The sequence below is a fragment of the Burkholderia lata genome (genome assembly GCF_902499335.1).
In the GTDB taxonomy this organism is placed as follows: Bacteria; Pseudomonadota; Gammaproteobacteria; order Burkholderiales; family Burkholderiaceae; genus Burkholderia; species Burkholderia lata_B.
On the sequence record NZ_CABVQK010000002.1, the window covers coordinates 348,595 to 368,440 of the forward strand.

Annotated in this window: 16 protein-coding genes; 13 read left to right on the top strand and 3 right to left on the bottom strand. The window is 68.7% G+C overall.

Translation table 11 applies throughout. From position 1 onward, the window contains the following. The first annotated feature begins 47 nt into the window (after nucleotides 1-47). The 10 genes from BCO18175_RS05865 to BCO18175_RS05910 all read left to right on the top strand — a co-directional run bounded on the left by BCO18175_RS05865 (nucleotide 48) and on the right by BCO18175_RS05910 (nucleotide 14,177). On the top strand, nucleotides 48-2,210 hold the full coding sequence (locus tag BCO18175_RS05865; RefSeq protein WP_174979864.1) for a TonB-dependent receptor domain-containing protein: 2,163 nt from the start codon (nucleotides 48-50) through the stop codon (nucleotides 2,208-2,210). A 49-nt stretch (nucleotides 2,211-2,259) separates the two neighbouring features. Continuing rightward, entirely contained in the window at nucleotides 2,260-3,444 is a 1,185-nt protein-coding gene (locus tag BCO18175_RS05870) for an isochorismate synthase (protein ID WP_174979865.1), read from the top strand. Beyond that, nucleotides 3,441-5,057 carry a (2,3-dihydroxybenzoyl)adenylate synthase gene (locus tag BCO18175_RS05875; protein ID WP_174979866.1) on the top strand — a complete coding sequence of 539 codons (1,617 nt, stop codon included), beginning with the start codon at nucleotides 3,441-3,443 and terminating at the stop codon, nucleotides 5,055-5,057. Before BCO18175_RS05870 ends, BCO18175_RS05875 begins: the two co-directional genes overlap by 4 nt. A 63-nt stretch (nucleotides 5,058-5,120) precedes the next feature. Further along, nucleotides 5,121-5,996 (top strand): isochorismatase family protein, encoded by an 876-nt coding sequence (locus tag BCO18175_RS05880; RefSeq protein WP_174979867.1) that lies wholly within the window; start codon nucleotides 5,121-5,123, stop codon nucleotides 5,994-5,996. After that, nucleotides 5,993-6,316, top strand: a complete 324-nt coding sequence (locus BCO18175_RS05885) for a DUF2218 domain-containing protein (RefSeq protein ID WP_254607974.1) — start codon at nucleotides 5,993-5,995, stop codon at nucleotides 6,314-6,316. Before BCO18175_RS05880 ends, BCO18175_RS05885 begins: the two co-directional genes overlap by 4 nt. A gap of 44 nt (nucleotides 6,317-6,360) precedes the next feature. After that, the gene (locus BCO18175_RS05890) at nucleotides 6,361-10,278 is read left to right on the top strand and encodes a non-ribosomal peptide synthetase (protein ID WP_174979869.1); all 3,918 of its coding nucleotides are present in this window, start codon (nucleotides 6,361-6,363) and stop codon (nucleotides 10,276-10,278) included. Further along, on the top strand, nucleotides 10,275-11,069 hold the full coding sequence (locus tag BCO18175_RS05895) for a 2,3-dihydro-2,3-dihydroxybenzoate dehydrogenase (RefSeq protein ID WP_174979870.1): 795 nt from the start codon (nucleotides 10,275-10,277) through the stop codon (nucleotides 11,067-11,069). The genes BCO18175_RS05890 and BCO18175_RS05895 overlap by 4 nt, the downstream gene beginning before the upstream one ends. Before the next feature lie 28 nt (nucleotides 11,070-11,097). After that, nucleotides 11,098-12,192: a 3-deoxy-7-phosphoheptulonate synthase gene (locus tag BCO18175_RS05900; protein WP_174979871.1), complete on the top strand. Its 1,095-nt coding sequence runs from the start codon at nucleotides 11,098-11,100 to the stop codon at nucleotides 12,190-12,192. Nucleotides 12,193-12,242: 50 nt separating this feature from the next. Further along, nucleotides 12,243-13,481: an MFS transporter gene (locus tag BCO18175_RS05905; RefSeq protein WP_174979872.1), complete on the top strand. Its 1,239-nt coding sequence runs from the start codon at nucleotides 12,243-12,245 to the stop codon at nucleotides 13,479-13,481. A 216-nt stretch (nucleotides 13,482-13,697) separates the two neighbouring features. After that, entirely contained in the window at nucleotides 13,698-14,177 is a 480-nt protein-coding gene (locus BCO18175_RS05910) for a DUF2501 domain-containing protein (RefSeq protein WP_174916934.1), read from the top strand. 128 nt (nucleotides 14,178-14,305) lie between these two features. On the opposite strand, the gene BCO18175_RS05915 is transcribed toward BCO18175_RS05910, so the two are convergent. Further along, on the bottom strand, nucleotides 14,306-14,671 hold the full coding sequence (locus BCO18175_RS05915; protein ID WP_174973081.1) for a hypothetical protein: 366 nt from the start codon (nucleotides 14,669-14,671) through the stop codon (nucleotides 14,306-14,308). Between the two features lie 309 nt (nucleotides 14,672-14,980). Then, the gene (locus tag BCO18175_RS05920) at nucleotides 14,981-15,742 is read right to left on the bottom strand and encodes a hypothetical protein (RefSeq protein ID WP_174979873.1); all 762 of its coding nucleotides are present in this window, start codon (nucleotides 15,740-15,742) and stop codon (nucleotides 14,981-14,983) included. A gap of 124 nt (nucleotides 15,743-15,866) precedes the next feature. Here BCO18175_RS05920 and BCO18175_RS05925 point away from each other — a divergent pair, with 124 nt between their 5' ends. The 3 genes from BCO18175_RS05925 to BCO18175_RS05935 all read left to right on the top strand — a co-directional run bounded on the left by BCO18175_RS05925 (nucleotide 15,867) and on the right by BCO18175_RS05935 (nucleotide 19,324). Next, nucleotides 15,867-17,303 carry an aldehyde dehydrogenase family protein gene (locus tag BCO18175_RS05925; RefSeq protein ID WP_174979874.1) on the top strand — a complete coding sequence of 479 codons (1,437 nt, stop codon included), beginning with the start codon at nucleotides 15,867-15,869 and terminating at the stop codon, nucleotides 17,301-17,303. 123 nt (nucleotides 17,304-17,426) lie between these two features. Further along, entirely contained in the window at nucleotides 17,427-18,617 is a 1,191-nt protein-coding gene (locus BCO18175_RS05930) for an NAD(P)H-dependent flavin oxidoreductase (protein WP_174979875.1), read from the top strand. A gap of 65 nt (nucleotides 18,618-18,682) precedes the next feature. Continuing rightward, nucleotides 18,683-19,324, top strand: coding sequence for an OmpW/AlkL family protein (locus BCO18175_RS05935; RefSeq protein ID WP_174916929.1), 642 nt, complete (start codon nucleotides 18,683-18,685; stop codon nucleotides 19,322-19,324). Between the two features lie 75 nt (nucleotides 19,325-19,399). Here BCO18175_RS05935 and BCO18175_RS05940 read toward each other — a convergent pair whose 3' ends face one another. After that, nucleotides 19,400-19,603: a DUF1289 domain-containing protein gene (locus BCO18175_RS05940; protein ID WP_010095552.1), complete on the bottom strand. Its 204-nt coding sequence runs from the start codon at nucleotides 19,601-19,603 to the stop codon at nucleotides 19,400-19,402. Nucleotides 19,604-19,846: the final 243 nt, after the last annotated feature.

The window sequence follows — 19,846 nt, forward strand, 5'->3', positions numbered from 1 at the left end:
AATGTAAATGAGAATCAATCACATTACGAAACATCGAAAGCGCCACCATGTCGAGTCAAGCTGCAAACCTTGCATTGAAGCCGGTTGTCGTCGCCGGCCTGTACCTGATGGGCGTGTCGAGCGCGTGGGCGCAGACGCCTGGTCAGCCCGCCGGGCCCGCCGGCGCATCGGCCGTTCCGGTTCAGACGGTTGCCGGCGATCCACCCGATCCGGCCGTACTGAAGGAAATCGTCGTGACGGCCAGCCGTCGCGAGCAGGCGATCCGGGAAGCGCCCGCGAGCATCTCCGTGATCAGTCGCGACGATATCGCGGCGAAGCCTTATACGTCGGTTGCCGAGATCGTCAACAACGTCGAAGGCGTAAGCGTCGTCGGCGCGTCGCCGAACGATCAGGATATCTCGATTCGCGGGATGCCCGGCGAATACACGTTGCTGCTGGTCGACGGCCGCCGCCAGAACACGCGGGAAACGATGAACCGCGGCAGCTCGGGCGTGCAGTCGAACCTGATGCCGCCGCTGTCCGCGATCGAGCGGATCGAGGTCGTGCGCGGGCCGATGTCGTCGCTGTACGGCGCGGATGCGATGGGTGGCGTGATCAACGTGATCACGCGCAAGGTACCGAAGCGTTGGGGCGGCACGATCACGGCCGGCAGCGTGTGGCAGCTTGAATCGAACCAGGGCGATACGCAGAGCGTCGACTTCTGGCTCGGCGGCCCGCTGAAATCCGACGTGCTCGGGCTGCAGGCGTCCGGTCGCCTCCTGCACCGTGGCGAGGATGACATCTATTACGCGAACAGCGGCACCGGCGGCGCGAACGGGCAGCGGATCGGCAGCTTCGACGTGAAGCTCGCGGCGAAGCCCACGCGCAACCAGGACGTAAGCGTGAACATCGGGCGTGAGCAGCTGACCTACCTGAGCACGCCGGGCAAGAGCGCGGCGCCGCTCACGCCGCGCACGGCCGCGTCGGCGGTGACCGAGACGCGCCACGTCCGCGACTACTGGGGCATCACGCACGACGGTCGCTGGGGTTTCGGCAACACCACGCTGTCGCTCTATGGCGAGCGCGGCGTGCAGGATCAGTGGACGCCGGCCGGCCGCGAGGAGATCCGGCCCGCGCTGACCGACACGATCCTCGAAGGCAAGGCCGAGGTGCCGTGGTGGGGCGAGCGCAACATCCTGACGGTCGGTGGCCAGCATATCTGGTCGACGCTGTCGGGCGTGGCCCGCCAGGACGCGGTGCCGAAGGGCCGTGCGGCGAACTCGGACCGGATCCGGCGCAATGCCTGGGCGTTGTTCGGTGAAAACGACTACTTCTTCAACGACCGATTCACGCTGACCACCGGCGTACGGCTCGATCACGACGATCGTTACGGCAGCCACGTGAGTCCGCGCATCTATGGCGTCTACAAGCTCAGCCAGGCGTGGACGGTGCGCGGCGGCGTATCGACGGGCTTCCGGCCGCCGTCGTTGCGCCAGAGCACGGGCGGCTACTGCATGACGTCGGGCGGCGCGGCGGGGGCGATGCCCGGCACGCTGTGCGGCAATCCGGATCTCAAGCCCGAGACGAGCCTGACCGAGGAACTCGGCGTGCGCTACGACCTGGGCGACACGTATGCGGGGCTGACGCTGTTCAACAACCTGTTCAAGAACAAGGTGGCCAGCTACGACACGGGCAAGGCCGATCCGCGCTCGCCGGGCCGCAACATCTATGTGTACGACAACATCGACCGGGTCAAGCTGTACGGCCTCGAACTCGGCGCGGGCACGCGCGTGCTGCGTACGCTGAAGGTGTCGGGCACCTACACGCTGACCCAGTCGCGCCGCGAGGGCAGCGGCGAGAAGGCGTTCAACGGCAGCTCGCTCGACGGCTATCCGCTCGACAAGACGCCCAAGCACAAATTCAACGTGCAGGTCGACTGGACGCCGACTGCCAAGCTCGATCTGTACGCGACGGCGAACTACATCGGCAGCGAATACTGGGCGGCGTTCCGCAACGGCGCGCAGGGTGTTCGCGAGCGGCCGTCGACGACCACTTTCGATCTCGGCGGCCGCTACCGGATCGACAAGCGCTTCTCCGTCAACTTCGCGGTGCTGAACCTGACCAACAAGATGGTTCCGATCGACGATCGCACGCGCACGACCGGCCTGAGCGGTAACTGGCTGATCGATCAGGGGCGCCGCGTCGCGGTGAGCCTCACCGCCGAAATGTGACGGCACGGCCGGTGCGATGCGCCGGCCCTTCAATCTGGAGATGAATGCGATGAATGCGATATCCCATCCTTCTAGTCTTTTAGTACCCCATAACATATGGGATCTCTATCGTGCCGATGCCGCGCTGTTCCTGGCGACTCCGGCCCATACGCTGCTCGCGGCCGATCCGGCGGAAGCGATTCCACATGCGAATACGCCGCTGGCCGCGCGCGTGACAGAGGCGCTGCGTCGTGCGCAGGCGAATGGGTATGCCGGCGCAGCGGTGGTCGGCGCCGTGCCGTTCGACGCAGATACGCCGGCCGCGCTGCGGGTGGCGCACACGATGCTGCGTGCGGCACCGTCCGGCGTGCCGCGGGTGCCGGAGCCGTCCGGAGCGCGCTATGCGACGCGCGAGGTGCCGGCGGCCGACGCCTATGGCGACGCGGTGGCGCATGCGGTCGCGCGCATCCGCGCGGGCGAACTCGACAAGGTCGTGCTGGCGCGCACGCTCGAAGTCGACGGCGAGCAGCCGGTCGACGTCGCACCGCTCGTCGCGCGTCTCGCGGCACGCAACCCGCACGGCTATACGTTTTCCGTCGATCTCGGCGCGGGGTGCACGCTGCTCGGCGCGAGCCCGGAACTGCTCGTGAACCGCTTCGGCGGCGTCGTGCGCGCAAATCCGCTGGCCGGTTCCGCGCCGCGCAGCCGCGACCCCGTCGAGGACCGCCGTCGCGCGGAGGCGCTGCTGGATTCGGCCAAGGATCTCGACGAGCACCGGGTCGTCGTCGAGGCGGTGCGGGACAGCCTCGCGCCGTTCTGCTCGCATCTCGACGTGCCGGCGCGCCCGTCGCTGATGCACACCGAGACGATGTGGCACCTGTCCACCGAAGTGCGCGGCGAAACGCAGGCCGACGCATTGACGCTCGCGCTTGCGCTGCATCCGACGCCCGCGGTCTGCGGTGCGCCGCGTGACGCGGCCCGTGCATGCATTCGCGCGGCCGAGCCGTTCGACCGTGGGTTCTACGCGGGGATGCTCGGCTGGGTCGATACGCGCGGCGATGGCGAATGGATCGTGACGATCCGCTGCGCGCAAGCGTTCGATCGCACGCTGCGGCTCTATGCAGGAGCGGGCGTCGTCGCCGAGTCGACGCCCGACGGCGAGCGGGCCGAAACGGCGGCCAAGTTCAGGACGATGCTGGATGCGCTGGGGATTCGCCACGACGCCGCATCGGGCGGCGCCCGGGAGGCGGCATGACGATCGCGCACGGCACGCCGTGGCCGGCCGCGCTGGCCGACACGTACCGGAAGAAGGGCTATTGGCGTGGCGAATCGTTCACCCGTTGGTTCGATGCGCGTGTCGCGCAATTCGGCGAACGGACGGCGCTCGTGCAGGGCGATCTTCGCTGGTCGTACCGGACGCTCGCGGCCGAGGCGCAACGCATTGCGCGCGCGCTGAGCGCGGCGGGCATCGCGCCGGGCGATCGCGTGGTGTTGCAACTGCCGAACTGCGCGGCCTTCTTTGCGACGACGTTCGCGCTGTTCCGCATCGGCGCGCTGCCGGTTTTTGCGTTACCCGCGCACCGGCGTCGCGAGATCGGCTTCTTTTGCCGGCACGCGGGTGCGGTGGCCTATATCGCGGCGCAATCGCACGACGGTTTCGACTACCGGTCGCTTGCGCGCGACGTACAGGCCGACGCGCCGACGCTGAAGCACGTGCTGTTCACGACGCCGGGCAACGCAGGGCTCGATCTGCCCGATGCACCGGAGGCCGCATTGCCGCCCGGGCCGGCCGCGCACGAGGTGGCGTTCCTGCAGTTGTCGGGCGGCAGCACGGGCACGCCGAAGCTGATTCCGCGTACGCACGACGATTATCTGTACAGCGTACGGGAGAGCGCGCGCATTTGCGGGCTGAGCGAACGCACCATCTATCTCGCCGCGCTGCCGGCCGCGCACAACTACGCGCTCAGCTCGCCGGGCTCGCTCGGTGTATTCGACGCGGGCGGCACGGTCGTGCTGTGCGACAGCGCCAGCCCCGACGTTGCGTTCGAGCTGATCGAGCGTGAACGTGTAAACGTGGTCGCGCTCGTGCCGCCGCTCGTGCTCGTCTGGCTGAACGCCGCTGCGCGACGCGGCGGCGCGCCGGCGAGTCTCGAACTCGTGCAGGTCGGCGGGGCGCGGTTCGATCCGGCACTGGCCGCGCGCGCGGCGGATGGCTTCGGCGCGCAGCTTCAGCAGGTGTTCGGGATGGCGGAGGGGCTCGTCAACTACACGCGGCTGGGCGATCCGCGCGACGTCGTGATCGCCACGCAAGGGCGGCCGATCTCGCCGGACGACGAGATTCTCGTGGTCGACGACGACGATCGTCCGGTCGGGCCGGGCGAGGTCGGACACCTGCTGACGCGCGGCCCGTACACGATCCGCGGCTACTACGACGCGCCGGTACACAACGCACGCGCGTTCACGGCGGACGGCTTCTATCGCACCGGCGATCGCGTGCGGATCACCGACGGCGGCTATCTCGTCGTCGAGGGGCGCGCGAAGGACCAGATCAATCGGGGCGGCGAGAAGATTCCCGCGGAGGAGATCGAGCATCTGCTGCTGGCGCATCCCGGCGTTGCCGACGCGGCACTCGTGCCGATGCCGGACCCGTATCTCGGCGAGCGCAGTTGCGCGTACGTGATTCGCGGATCCGCGGCACCGAGCGCGGCCGATCTCGTGCGGTTCGTGCGCGAGCAGGGCGTTGCGACCTACAAGGTGCCGGACCGGATCGAGTTCGTCGACGCGTTCCCGAAGACCCCGGTGGGCAAGATCGACAAGCGGGCGTTGCGGCAACGCATCGCTGATTGCCTGGCCGATGCGCCAGCCTGATGTCCGGCGCTCAGGTAACGCCGAAAACATTCATTTACACGACGCTTCACCACACATTCCAACATGGCCATTCCGAAAATCGCTTCCTATCCGATGCCGGCAGACCTGCCGGCCAACCGCGTGACCTGGCAGTTCGATCCGCGACGCGCGGCGCTGCTCGTGCACGACATGCAGGACTATTTCCTCGATTTCTACGATCGCGGCGCATCGCCGGTGCCGTCGTTGCTTGCCGGTGTGCGGCGCCTGATCGATTTCGCGCATGCGACGGGGATGCCGGTTTACTACACCGCGCAGCCGGCGACCCAGGCGCCTGCGGATCGTGCGCTCCTGACCGACATGTGGGGCCCGGGCCTGACCGCTCAGCCGGCGCGCGCGGCGATCAGCGAGATCGTCGCGCCGGCGCCCGGCGACACGGTGCTCGACAAGTGGCGCTACAGCGCCTTCCGGCGCTCGGATCTCGACACCCGGCTGGGTGCACAGGGGCGCGACCAGCTCGCGATCTGCGGGATCTACGCGCACATCGGCTGCCTGATGACCGCATGCGATGCGTTCATGCGCGACATCAAGCCGTTCTTCGTCGGCGATGCGCTCGCGGATTTCTCCGAACGTGAGCACCGGATGGCGCTCGATTACGTCGCGGGGCGCTGCGGCAGCGTCGTGTCGGTCGACATGCTCGTCGGCGCAGCCCATGACGATCTCGCGACGCCGATGCTCGACGACGTCGCACGGCTGGTCGCCGGAAGCCTGCGCGTTTCGGCCGCGACGCTGCGCGCGGACGCCAATCTCGTCGATTGCGGCGTCGATTCGATCCGCATGATGACGTTCGTCGAGCAGTGGCGGGCCGACGGACACGACGTTACGTTCGTCCAGCTCGCCGAACAGCCGACGCTCGAAGCATGGGCGCGCCTGCTGCAACGCACCGCACAGGTGCCGGCGTGACGGTGCGGGACGCGCCCGGCATCCATCCGGCGCCGTTTGCCAGCACGGCGGAAGTCACGCTGGCGCATGCCGATCGCGTGCTGTTCAAGCTGTGCAAGCACTACGCGATCAAGGTGCCTGTCGTATTCGACGAGCACCGCGCGACCGTCGACTTCCCGTACGGAACTTGCCGGATGCAGCGGGTCGACGATCGGCTGTGGCTGCGCTGCGAAGCCGATGCGGCCGACAAACTCGCGCAGATCCAGTACGTGATGGACGAGCACCTGGTGCTGATGTCGCGCAATCGCGAGCTCGTGATTGCGTGGCAGCAGGCCGACTGACGGCCTGAATTCCGGTTCAACGCTTATTCGCGATATCTCCATTCATGCAACTCGAAGAACAACCGATACGCGCGACATCCGCGCAATACGGGATCTGGGTCGCGCAGCAGGTCGATCCCGACGATCCGGGCTACCTGACAGCCGAAATCATCGAACTTGACGGCGCGCTCGACGTTGACGCGCTCACCGGGAGCGTCGAGGCGGTGCTCGATCATGCCGATGCGCTGCACATGCGTTTTGCATGGGCCGACGATACGCTCTGGCAATGTCGCCGCGCACCGGCCACGCGATTGTCGCTCGTGGACCTGTCGACGCAAGCGGATCCCGAGCAGGCGGCACGGGACTGGATGATGGCAGCGCTGTCGGTGTGCTGCGATGTCACGTCCGATCCGCTGTATCGCACGATGCTGTTGCGGCTCTCGCCGACGCGGCACTGGTGGTATCTGCAGGTTCATCACATCGCGCTGGACGGCTTCGGCTACGGGCTGCTGCAGCAAGCCGTCGCGGCGCGCTACAACGCGCGGGTCGGCCAAGTGCCCGTGCCGGAGCTGCCCGATTGGCGCGTGGATCGCGTCGTCGAAGCCGAGGCGCGTTATCGCGCGAACGGCGGCTTCGATGCCGATCGTGCATTCTGGAGCGCATACCTGCGCGACATGCCCGCGCCGCTCACGCTCGCGCCGAAGCAGGACGTGGCCCCTGAAGCGGCGCGGGCCACGCGCGTGGTCGACGGCGCCCGGCTGGCCCGGCTCAGGGGCGCCGCGGCGCACGCGGGCGTCGACTGGAACGCGTGGCTGTTGTGCGCGACCGGGATCTGGCTGGCAAGACAGGGCGGGCAGCGCGACCTGACGCTCGGGCTGCCGGTGATGAACCGGCTCGGCACGGCGGCCCTCGGTGTGCCCTGCATGGCGATGAACATCGTGCCGTTTCGTGTGCATGTCGACGCGGGCCATTCGCCGCGCGATCTCGCGCGCGCCTGCTCGGAGCAGCTGCGCGCGATCCGGCCGCATCTTTACTACCGGTACGGCTGGATTCGCGGCGATCTGGGCCTGCTCGAGCGCAACGTGTTCCTGTTCAACCAGGCCGTCAACGTGATGCCGTTCGAGCGGCAGGTCGCGTTTCGCGGGCTGGCGAGCGATATGCACGCGGTGAGCGGCGGGCCGGTGAAGGATCTGAACGTGACGCTCGCCGTGCGTGGCGGCGCGTGGCATCTGACGCTCGAGGCCAATCCGAACGCGTACGACGCCGACACGCTTGCGGCGTACGCGCAAAGCTTCGTGGAGTGGCTCGACACGTTCGCCGCCTGCGAGGCGGACGAACCGGTCGCGCGGCTGATCGACGACCTGCCGCCGCCATCGATCATGCGCGGCGCGCCGCTGCCCGGGCCGCACGACGACGTGATCGCGCTGATCGAACGCGCGGCGCGCGGCGCACCTGCGAACACGGCGATCGAAGCCGGCGAGTGTCGCGTCGACTATCGCACGTTGCTCGCCGAAACCGCGGCGCTGGCGGACGAGCTCGTCCGGCGTGGCGTGACACAGCAGACACGCGTCGCGCTCGCGGCGCCGCGCGCGCCGGACGTGATCGCGGCGATGCTGGCCGTACTGAAGCTCGGCGCCGTCATCGTGCCGCTCGACCCGGACGGGCCGCCACAACGCACGGCCGCAATGCGCGAGGACGCGGCGCCCGCGATCGTCATCACGCGCGGCGCGCACCACGCATGCGCGGGCGCATGCCCGGTGCTCGATCTCGATGCGGCGCGCGTGCCGACGACGCAACCCGCGCCGGCCGGCGACGAACCGGTGCCGGACGCGCTGCCCGCGTATCTGCTGTACACGTCGGGGTCGACCGGCCGCCCGAACGGTGTGCTGACCGGACGCGGCGCGCTCGGCCAGTTCGTTGCGAGCACGCGCGACCTGTATCGCATCGGGCCGGGCGATCGCGTGCTGCAGTTCGCACCGTTGCATTTCGACGCGAGCTTCGAGGAGATCTTCGCGACGCTGTGCCATGGCGCGACGCTCGTGCTGCGGGACGATGCGATGCTCGATTCGGTCGATACGTTTACCGCCGAGGTCGAGCGGCGCGGCATTACCGTGCTCGATCTGCCGACTGCCTACTGGCACGTGCTCGCGCATGCGCTCGACGCGCGTCATGCACGGCGGCTCGACCGCGTGCGCCTGACGATCATCGGCGGCGAGGCCGCGTTGCCGGAGCGGATCCGGCGCTGGCGCGCACACCTGCCGGACGCGGTGCTGCTCAATACCTACGGACCGACCGAAGCGACGATCATCGCGACTGCAGCGTGCATCGGCGGTCCGCAGGCGGTCTGGCAGGAAGGCGAGCCGGTGCCGATCGGCACGCCGCGTGCGGGCGTCGATGCGTGCATCGTCGACGAGCGCGCGTACCCGGTCGCTGCGGGGCGCACCGGAGAACTGGTGCTGTGCGGCGACGGGCTGGCGCTCGCGTATGCCGGCAATCCGGCGCTGACGGCGGAACGCTTCGTCACGTTGCCGCGCGGCGGGCAGCGTGCGTACCGCACCGGCGATCTCGCGACGCTGCGCGACGGCCGGCTGTATTTCGACGGCCGGATCGATCACGAAGTGAAGATCAGCGGCGTGCGTATCGATCCGCGCGGGATCGAGGACGCACTGCTGTGCGAACCGGACGTGCGCGAGGCGGCGGTCGTCGCCTCGCGCAGCGGCGCAGGCACGGTGACGCTCTCGGCATTCGTCGCCGGGCCGGCCGAGCCTGCCGCGTTGCGGGCGCAACTGGCGCTGCGGCTGCCGGCAGCGGCGATTCCGGACCGCTGGCACGTGCTCGAACGGCTGCCGCGCAACGCGAACGGCAAGATCGATCGCAACGCGCTGCAGCGGGTCGATGCGCGGCGCGACGAGGCGGCCGACGATCCGCGCGCCGGCGTGCTCGAGCGGCAGGTAATGGCTGTATGGCGGAACGTGCTCGGCGATGTCGCGCTGACCCCGGACGCCAATTTCTTCGACCTCGGCGGCAAGTCGCTGCAGGCGATGCAGGCGAGCGCAAGGCTGGCGGCGGAACTCGGGCGCGACGTGCCCGTCTCGATGCTGTTCCGGCATCCGACGATCGCGATGCTGACGGCTGCATTGCGCACGCCGCTGGCGTACCGGCCGCGCACCGAGCGCAACGGATTTGCGCCGCACCTGGCGATCCAGTCGGCGTCGGACGCCGCGCCGCGGCTCATCTGCATCCATCCGGCCGACGGCCTCGCGTGGAGCTACCTGCGGCTCGCGGCCTATCTGCCCGATGCGACGATCGACGGGTTGCAGCTGTCGGTCGACGACACGTGCGACGCGGCCGATTTCGACGCGCTCGTGCGGTCCTATGTGCGGCGCGTACGGGCATTGCAGCCCGACGGGCCGTATCACCTGCTGGGCTGGTCGCTCGGCGGCGCGCTGGCTTACGGCGTCGCGGCGGCGCTGGCGCGCGACGGCGCGGCCGTCGGCACGCTCGCGCTGATGGACAGCTACCCGTCGTCGGCATGGACCGCGCAGCCGATGCCGGCCTGCGGCGACGCGCTGCGGATCCTGCTGACCGTCAACGGCGACTTCGATACGGCCGACCTGTCCGACACCGTGCTGCGTCAACGCCTGCTTCGCGCGAACAGCCCGTTCGCGGCGCTCGGCGGCGCAGGCCTCGATGCGCTCGTCGCCGCGACGCTGCGGCAGATGCGCCTGTTTCGTGCGACATCCACGCCGCGCTACGACGGCGAACTGCTGCTCTTCAACGCGACCCGCAAGCGGCCGGGCATGCCGACGCCCGAGAGCTGGCATGCGCATCGGCCGCACGGGACGCTGACCTGCCATGCGCTCGACTGCTCGCACGACGGCATGTCGGACCCCGAACCGATGGCGGCGATCGGCGCTGTCCTGACCGAACGGCTCGCCGCAGAGGCGGGCCAGGATCTTCAATCACGGAATTCGAATCGATGAAAAGCACTACGAACCTGACATTCCCGGCGGGTATCGCCGTCGTAACCGGTGCGGCGCGCGGAATCGGCGCCGCGGTCGTCCGCATGCTCGCCGCGCACGGCGTGGACGTGGCCGCCTTCGACATGGATGGCGACACGCTGGCGCGCACGATCGCCGACAGCCCGCCGGCGGCGGGACGCGTGCACGCGTTCGCGGTCGACGTCGCCGACGCGCGCGCGGTGCAGGCGGCCGTCGAACGGGTGGAATCATCCGTCGGTCCGATCGGCATGCTCGCCAACGTCGCCGGCGTGCTGCGGCTTTCAAGCGCGGCATCGCTGACGGACGACGACTGGGCGCATTGCTTCGCGGTCAATGCCGACGGCGTGTTTCATCTGTCGCGCGCGGTCGCGCCGCTCATGGCCGCGCGCCGGGCGGGCGCCATCGTGACCGTCGGGTCGAATGCGGCGCTCGTGCCGCGCACGCAGATGGCGGCCTACGCGGCATCGAAGGCGGCGGCTCATCAGTTCACCCGTTGCCTCGGCCTCGAACTGGCCGCGCACGGCATTCGCTGCAACATCGTCGCGCCGGGATCGACCGACACGCCGATGCAGCGCCAGCTCTGGCAGGGCCCCGAAGGCCCGGCAACGGTCATTGCGGGGGCGCTCGACACCTACCGGAACGGCATTCCGCTCGGCCGCATCGCGGCCCCCGACGATATCGCCGAAGCCGTGCTGTTCCTGCTGTCCGACACGTCGCGTCACGTGACGTTGCACACGCTGTGCGTGGACGGCGGCGCGACGCTCGGCGTGTGACGCACAAACGGTTTCCGGAACCCTGGCCATGAAACATCTCACTGCCTGTACCGAACAGGGCGCGGCAGGCGCATTTGCGCAGCCGCGTCATGACGAGCGGCTGCGCGTCGGCGCGCCGCTGCCGTCACCCGAAGCACTGCGCCGCGACCTACCGGCCTCGTTCGCCGCGCGGGCGACCGTCGACGCGGGGCGCGCGCAGCTGCGCGCGATCCTCGAGCGGCGCGATGCGCGCCGGATCGTCATCGTCGGCCCATGCTCGGTCCACGATCCCGGCGCGGCGCTCGACTACGCGCGGCGGCTTGCCGCGCTCGCGCACGAGGTGCGGGACACGTTCTGCGTCGTCATGCGTGTTTACTTCGAGAAGCCTCGCACGACGGTCGGATGGAAGGGGCTGATCAACGATCCGGGGCTCGACGGCAGCCATCGCATCGAGGACGGCCTGCGCACCGCACGGCAACTGCTCGCCGACATCAACGCGATCGGGTTGCCGGCCGCGACCGAAGCGCTCGACGTGATGACGCCGCACTATCTGGGCGACCTGGTGAGCTGGGTGGCGGTCGGTGCCCGCACGACCGAGTCGCAGATCCATCGCGAGATGGCGTCGGGTCTGCCGATGCCGGTCGGTTTCAAGAACGGGACGGACGGCCAGATCGACGTCGCGGCTCACGCGATGCTGGCCAGCATGCGGCCGCACACGTTCATCGGGATCGACGGGGCCGGCCGTCCCGCGCTGCTGCACAGCGCCGGTAATCCGCACGCGCACCTCGTGCTGCGCGGCGGCCGGCATGGACCGAACTACGACGCCGCGTCGGTCGCGGCCGCGGCGGATGTGCTGCGGGCCAGCCGCTTGCCCGCGAACGTGCTGATCGATTGCTCGCACGCGAATTGCGGCAAGCAGGCGATGCGGCAACTGGCCGTGCTCGACGACGTCGTCGAGCAGATGCGCGCGGGCGACGACGCGATTCGCGGCGTGATGCTCGAAAGCTTCATCGAGACGGGCGCGCAGCCGTTTGGCGGCGCGCTGCGCTACGGCTGCTCGGTGACCGATCCGTGCATCGGCTGGGAGGCGACCGCGGATGCGTTGCTGCATGCACGAAACCGCCTGCTCGCGCGAGCGGGCTGACCGTGGCCGGTACCGGCCGGCCCCCTTCATTTCTCCACTACGAACGAATCATGTCGACTCCTTCCGCTGACACCCTGAACCCGCCGGCCGATGCCGGCGCGTCCTTTTTGCCGCTGCTGCTCGCGAACTTCGCGATGGTCGCGGGAACCTACGCGTTCGTCACGATCGCCGGCCCGATGGCCCGGCGCATGCACCTTGAACCGCTGCACGTCGGCGCGATCATCGGCATCGTCGGGCTCGTGTGGATGCTGGCCTCACCGCGCTGGGCGCGAGTCGCGGATCTGCGCGGCCGGCTGCCGGCCATGCGCGCGGCGATCGGCGGCTTCGTCGCGAGTTCGCTGCTGCTGACGGCGTACGTCGGCTGGGCGCTGTGCGATGGCGGCACGGCCGTGCCGGCCGTCTGGATCGGCTTCGTCGCGCTGCTCGTCACGCGTGCGGCAATGGGCGGTTGCTACGCGGGCTTGCCGGTCGCCGCGACCGCGTGGATCGCGGACCGCACGGCCGTGACGGGACGCGCGGCGGCAATCGCCCGGTTCGGTGCCGCAGGCGCCGTCGGGATGGTGATCGCGCCGCCGCTGGCGGGCTGGATCGCCGGGTACGACATGACGCTTGCGTTGGCCGTGTTCGCGGTGTTGCCGCTCGCCGGACTGGCCGGGTTGCGCGGCCGGCGCGACGGCCGCGAGGGGGCGGTGCGGCAGGCACCGCCTCGCCTGAAGCCGACCGAGCCGCGCCTGCGGCTGCCCTGGTTCAGCGCGCTGGCGCTTTACAGCGCCGTGATGATCGCGAACAGCGCACTCGGGTTTTACGTGATCGACCGCTTGGGCGTGAGCGCGCAGGCCGCGCCGCTCGCGACCGGGTATGCGCTCGGCAGCGCGGGCCTCGGGCTGATCGTGACGCAGGCGCTGGTCGGGCGTTTCCGGTCGGTTGCACCGGCACGGTGGCTGCGCTGGGGCGCGCTCGCGGGCGGCGCCGGATTCGCGTCGGTGCTGATGGCCGAGGCCGGCCAGCCGCTGGCGCTGTGTGCGAGCTATCTCGTCGCCGCATGCGGGATGGGCGCGGCGTTTCCGGCCGTGGCGGCGCTGGCGAGCGCACGGGTGGCGCCGCACGAGCAGGCTGCATGCGCGGGCGCGATGTCGATGGCCCAGGGGCTCAGCATGGTGATCGGGCCACTGGTCGGCGCAATGCTGTACGAGCTGCATCCGGCCATGCCGTTCGCGTCGATCGGCGTGATGCTGGCGCTCGTTTCGGTCGCCGCTTCGTGGCGGGGAGCGCGTGCGGCGGACGCATAGCAGCGCACGTGCCGGCACCGTGCGGCAGGTTGCGATGTTTGTCGCGCGAGCGATGGACCGGTGAGTCGGTGCGTTACGTCAAGCTTTGTCAAATTGTCGAGAAATCGGGCCGCCGCGTGCGTTTGTCGGCGGCGCAGGGGCTGTCATGCCCGGGTTGATTGAGTATCCTTGAATTCGATTCACGGTACTCATGCAGTCACAACCGGGAGGCTTTACATGAATGCACGTCTATACCGCGCGACCGTTGCCGGCGCGCTGATCGGATTGCTCGCGCCGTTTTCGGTGGCGCATGCGCAGCTGGGCGATGTCCTGAAGCAGGTCGGCGGCGGTGGCGATTCAGGCGGCAGCGCGGGCGGTGCGCTCGGCAACCTCGGGGGCCTCGGCGGCGCGTTGACGGGCGGTGGCGGTTCGTCGCTGATGCCGGGCAGCACCGGCAACGTCGCGGGCCTGCTGCAGTTCTGCATCCAGAACAACTATCTCGGCGGGGCGTCCGGCGGCGCGTCGTCGGTGAAGGACGCGCTGATGGGCAAGCTGGGCGGCAACGCGTCGTCCGACAGCGGCTATTCCAGCGGCGCAAGCGGGATCCTCGATGCCGGCAACGGCAGCAAGCTCGACCTGAGCGGCGGCGGCCTGAAGCAGCAGGTGACCAAGCAGATCTGCGACAAGGTGCTGACGCAGGCGAAGTCGCTGCTGTAGGTTTCTCGGCGCGTGGCGGTGCGGGGTGCGGTGCGAAGCGTACCGTGCCGGTCGATTATCGCGGCTGCCACGCGGACATCGACGAAAAGACGGGCGGCCGCGCGATGCCGCGGCCCGCACGCATGGACTCAGTCGGCCAGCCGCTTGTCGGCGAGCGCCTTGCAGCAGTCTTCATAGACCCATTGCACGAGTTTCGCCCGATAGTCGAGATCGTCGGTATCGACGATTTCCTCGACCGCGTCGCGCGCCCACGACGCATCGACGAACCCGGCATGCCGCTTCGCGATGTCCTGCGCGAGCGCCGCGAGCCTGGCGATCACGAGCCAGTCGGCCTGACGGTGATGACGGTCGAGCCAGCGGTGTGCGGCCTGGACATGGAACGTGGCGTCCGGCCACGATTCGTTGAGGTAAAACGCGCCGAGGTTGCCGCAGGTGAGCCAGCAAAGCAGCTCGAGGCGGTCTTGCGAGCCGAGGGTATGGGATGCGTCGGACATGGCAGCGCTCACGAAATACGTCGATTCCGGGCGGCGCCGGTTGCAATGGGCCGGTGCCGATAATAAAAACATAGCACGATGCGGGCCCGGCCGCGCACCCGGGCGGATGCTGACATGGCGGCGGCGAAGCGGACGCTGCGCCGGCGTGGACGGTCGACGGCGGAGTGAGGGTGCGGCGGGAACGGAAAGTGCGCGAACGCGTGAGGAGCCGCGCGCGAAGAGGCGGCCGGGAACCGGCCGCTGGCGCCGCGAAGGAGGCCCGTTCGCGGGCCCGCCGCAGCCCGGCGCGCGGGCTGCGGACGAGCGCGATCAGGTCGGCGTGTGCGTGGCGCGCGCGATCGAGCGGATGCTGCGTTCGACGCGGATCAGGATGATCAGCACGGCGAGCGACACGAACGAATACAGCGCGACGAGCGCGGCAACGCCCGCGTAGCGCGCGGTCTGGCCGTTCTCGGCAGCGGTTTCCTCCGCGGCCTTCTTCTCGTTGTCGATCGCGGTCCGGCGTGCGTCGTAGCGCTCGGAGAAGTCGCGCATGACCGCCGACACGACGTTGGTGTACGCCTGCTCGCGCGCATATTCGTCGCCGTGGCCGGTGACCTTCTTCTTGACGCTGGCCGCGACGTCCGCGCGCGACAGCACCTTGTCGAGATACGCGATCTGCTGCTCGTAGTACGCGACGTCCGGATGGTCGTCTTCGCCGAGCACGCGCTGGAACGACGGCTCGTAAGCGTCGCGATCGACCGCGTAGTCCGGCGCCAGGGCCGCCCGGCCGTGCTTCTGCACGATGCCCGACAGTCGCGTCGACAGGCGCAGCGCGGGCGACGCGTTGTCGTCCTTCGCTGCCGCGCCGTCGGCGGCCGGCGTGGCCTTGGCGGGTGCATCGTTCTCCCACGCGAACGATGCAGGATCGACCTGGATGGCCGAATCGACCTTCGGCGGTTTCGACAGGCGCGCGTCGAGTGCGACCGCGCTGAATATGACCCCGCCGATCAGGACTGCGGTCGCGAACAACAGCACGATCACGCGCAGTACCTGAAGATAGCCGCCCTCGATTTTGGTCAGGATGCTCAAGGCATTCTCCTTTCTTATGATGAATGAGGCGCCGAGGCTAAAGACCTTTCTAATGGCTGTCAATCGTCACACCGGCAGACCGAAACGCTCGCTAGAATGTCGGCTTTCCTGGAGGCGGAAAGCGATGAAAATCTACGACCAGTTCTATATCGACGGCGCGTGGCGCAAACCGGCCGGCACCGGCACGATCGACGTGATCGACTCGGGCACCGAAGCCGTGATCGGCCGGATTCCGGAAGGCGTCGCGTCCGACGCGCAGGACGCGATCCGCGCGGCGCGCGCAGCCTTCGACGCCTGGGCGGCCACGCCGCCCGCGACGCGCGCGGGCTACCTGCGCAAGATCGTCGAGCATCTGCAGGCGCGCAGCGAGGAACTCGCGCAGTCGATCACCGGCGAAGTCGGGATGCCGATCAAGCTGTCGCGCGCGATCCAGGTCGGCGGCCCGATCTACAACTGGAAGGCGTACGCGAAGCTCGCCGAGTCGTTCGAATTCGAGGCACAGGTCGGCAACTCGCTGGTCGTGCGCGAGCCGGTCGGCGTCGTCGCGGCGATCACGCCGTGGAACTATCCGCTCAACCAGGTCACGCTGAAGGTCGCACCGGCGCTCGCGGCCGGCTGCACGGTCGTCCTGAAGCCGTCCGAAGTCGCGCCGCTCAACGCGTTCATGCTCGCCGAGGCAATTCACGAAGCCGGGTTGCCGGCCGGCGTGTTCAACCTCGTGTGCGGCTATGGCCCGGTGGTCGGCGAGGTGCTGGCCACCGATCCGGACGTCGACATGGTGTCGTTCACGGGCTCGACGCGTGCCGGCAAGCGCGTGGCCGAGCTGGCGGCCGCGGGTGTCAAGCGCGTCGCGCTCGAGCTGGGCGGCAAGTCGGCCTCGGTGATCCTCGACGATGCCGATTTCGCGACGGCGGTGAAGGGCACGGTCAACGCGTGCTACCTGAACGCGGGGCAGACCTGCTCGGCGCACACGCGCATGCTGGTGCCGGAAGCGCGCTACGACGAGGCGCGCGCGATCGCGAAGGCGGCGGCGGAAACCTACGTCGCCGGCGATCCGCGGCAGGACGCGACGCGCCTCGGCGCGCTTGCGTCGGCGGTGCAGCAGCAGCGTGTGCAGGACTACATCCAGCGCGGGATCGACGAAGGCGCGGAGCTTGTCACGGGCGGCACGGGCCTGCCGGAAGGGCTGGATAAGGGCTTCTTCGTGAAGCCGACCGTGTTCGGCCGAGTCGATCCGAAATCGACGATCGCGCAGGAAGAAATCTTCGGGCCGGTGCTGTCGATCATCACGTATCGCGATGAAGACGAGGCCGTGCGGATCGCGAACGATTCGCCGTACGGGCTCGGCGGCGCGGTGTGGGCCGGCAGCGACGAACGCGCGATGGGCGTCGCGCGCCGCATCCGCACCGGGCAGGTCGACATCAACGGCGGCACGTGGAACATGGCCGCGCCGTTCGGCGGCTACAAGCAGTCGGGTCACGGCCGCGAGAACGGCGTGTACGGGCTCGAAGAATATCTCGAGTACAAGTCGATGCAGCTCAAGCCCGCGAAGCCGGCCTGAGCGTTTCTCACGGCCTGAACCGGAAACGGCACGCTCGCGTGCCGTTTTTTTATTGACGGCCGTCAAGGTGCGCGTCGGTGGATCGTCGATCATCGCGGTTCCGATGTTCCGACGAGGTTTCAGATGACCGTACGCACTTCCTTTCCGCCGCTGACGATCCGCGGCCGCACCTTGTTGCCTGTCGTGCAGGGCGGCATGGGCGTCGGCATTTCCGCGCACCGGCTGGCGGGCAGCGTCGCGCGCGAAGGCGCGGTCGGCACGATCGCGAGCATCGACCTGCGCCACCATCATGCGGACCTGCTCGCGCGTTGCCGCGCGCAACCCGATCGCGCGACGCTCGAAGCCGCGAACCTCGAGGCGCTCGCACGCGAGATCCGTCTCGCGAAGACCTACAGCGAAGGGCGCGGGATGATCGCGGTCAACGTGATGAAGGCCGTGAGCGCGCATGCGGACTACGTGCGGGTCGCGTGCGACGAGGGCGCGGATGCGATCGTGATGGGCGCGGGCCTGCCGCTCGACCTGCCCGATCTCACGCAAGGACACGACATCGCGCTGATTCCGATCCTGTCGGACAGCCGCGGGATCGCGCTCGTGCTGAAGAAGTGGATGAAGAAGGGGCGCCTGCCCGACGCGATCGTGATCGAGCATCCGGCGCATGCGGGCGGCCATCTCGGCGTCACGCAGATCGACGACATGCACGACGGTCGCTTCGATTTCGCGCGCGTGCTCGACGAGACCGCCCAGGTGATGGCGTCGCTCGGCCTCGCGCGTGAAACGATCCCGCTGATCGTTGCGGGCGGGATCAACAGTCACGACACGGTGCGCGCGGCGTTCGAAGCCGGCGCGAACGGCGTGCAGGTGGGGACGCCGTTCGCGGTGACGGAAGAGGGCGATGCGCATCCGCACTTCAAGCGCGTGCTGGCCGACGCGACGCCCGAGGACATCGTCGAATTCGTCAGCGTGACGGGGCTGCCCGCACGCGCGGTGAAGACGCCGTGGCTCGATCGTTACCTGCGCAACGAGACGCGCATCCGCACCAAGCTCGGCGCGCTGAAGCAGCGCTGCCCGACCGCGCTCGAATGCCTGAGCGTATGCGGCTTGCGCGACGGCATCGAGAAGTTCGGCCATTTCTGCATCGACACGCGGCTCGCGGCCGCATTGCGCGGCGACGTCGCGAACGGGCTGTTCTTCCGCGGCCGTGAAGCGTTGCCGTTCGGCCGTGCGATCCGCAGCGTGCGCGATCTGCTCGACCTGCTGCTGACGGGCTGTGCGACCGAGCCTGCGGCAAACCGTCCCACGTTTACGCTGGCTTGACGGATATCAAGATGAAGAAAAGACCCTACTGGGAGAATGGAAACCATTCTTTGGGGGTCCGTACCATGCATCAAACGATTCGAACTTGTGTCACCGCTGCCGCCGTTGCAGCCGCTTTCGCCGCGATGCCTTCGCTGTCGCACGCGGCCTCGCCGGGCGACGGCATCAACCAGGGCGACGTCCTGGTCCGGCTGCGCGCGATCAGCATCCAGCCGAACGAACGCGCGAGCGACACGCTGGGTGCGCTGAACGTCGGCGTGAACAACGCGATCGTGCCCGAGCTCGACTTCACGTACATGATCCGCGACTACCTGGGCGTCGAACTGATTCTCGGCACGTCGCGGCACCAGCTGACGTCGAGCCTCGGCAATCTCGGCGGCGTGGGCGTGCTGCCGCCGACGCTGCTGCTGCAGTATCACTTCAACCATGCCGGCAAGGTGCGTCCGTATGTCGGCGCGGGGGTGAACTACACGTACTTCTACAACAACGGGCTCAACGTCGGCGGGCAGGGCGTGTCGATCAACAAGAGCAGCTTCGGCCCCGCGCTGCAGTTCGGCGTGGACGTGCAGGTGACGAAGAAGGTCTTCATGAACGTCGACGTGAAGAAGATCTGGATGAGCACCGATGCGACGCTCGGCGACAAGGGCATCGGCACGCTGCACATCGATCCGCTGATCGTCGGCGTGGGCGTCGGGATGAAGTTCTAGACGCGGCGGGAAAAGAACAGAGTTGGGGTTGGCGGCATGGCGGTCGGCATGCCGCTTTTTTTTTGCGCGGCGGATTTACAGCTTGTCGTACTGGAAGCGCATCGCGGTGCCTTCGCGCGAGATGCGCTCCCACACCGCACGTTTTTCGTCGTCGCTCAGGAACACCCAGTTCGACACTTCGGCGGCCGTGCGGCCGCAGCCCTTGCAGACTTCGTCGAAGAGGGTCGAGCACACGCCGATACAGGGGCTGTCGGGCAGGTCGTGGAGATTGGAGGCCATCGGAAGGGTTCACGCAGTTGAATCGTCAGCCGCCATTTTAATGCATCGCGGCCGGACGTCCGGGCGGGGGCGGCCGGCATGCCGTACCGGTGCCGCGGCGTGACAGTACGGCCGGGTTCGGGTACAGCCGCCAGGCGGTTCGCGTCCGGCCTGCGAACGCGGTTTCGCCGCCGCCTGTTTTTCCCGGTGGACAGCCGCCGATTACCCGATAGAATTCCCCGGGAACACCCAGCCACGCGGGCG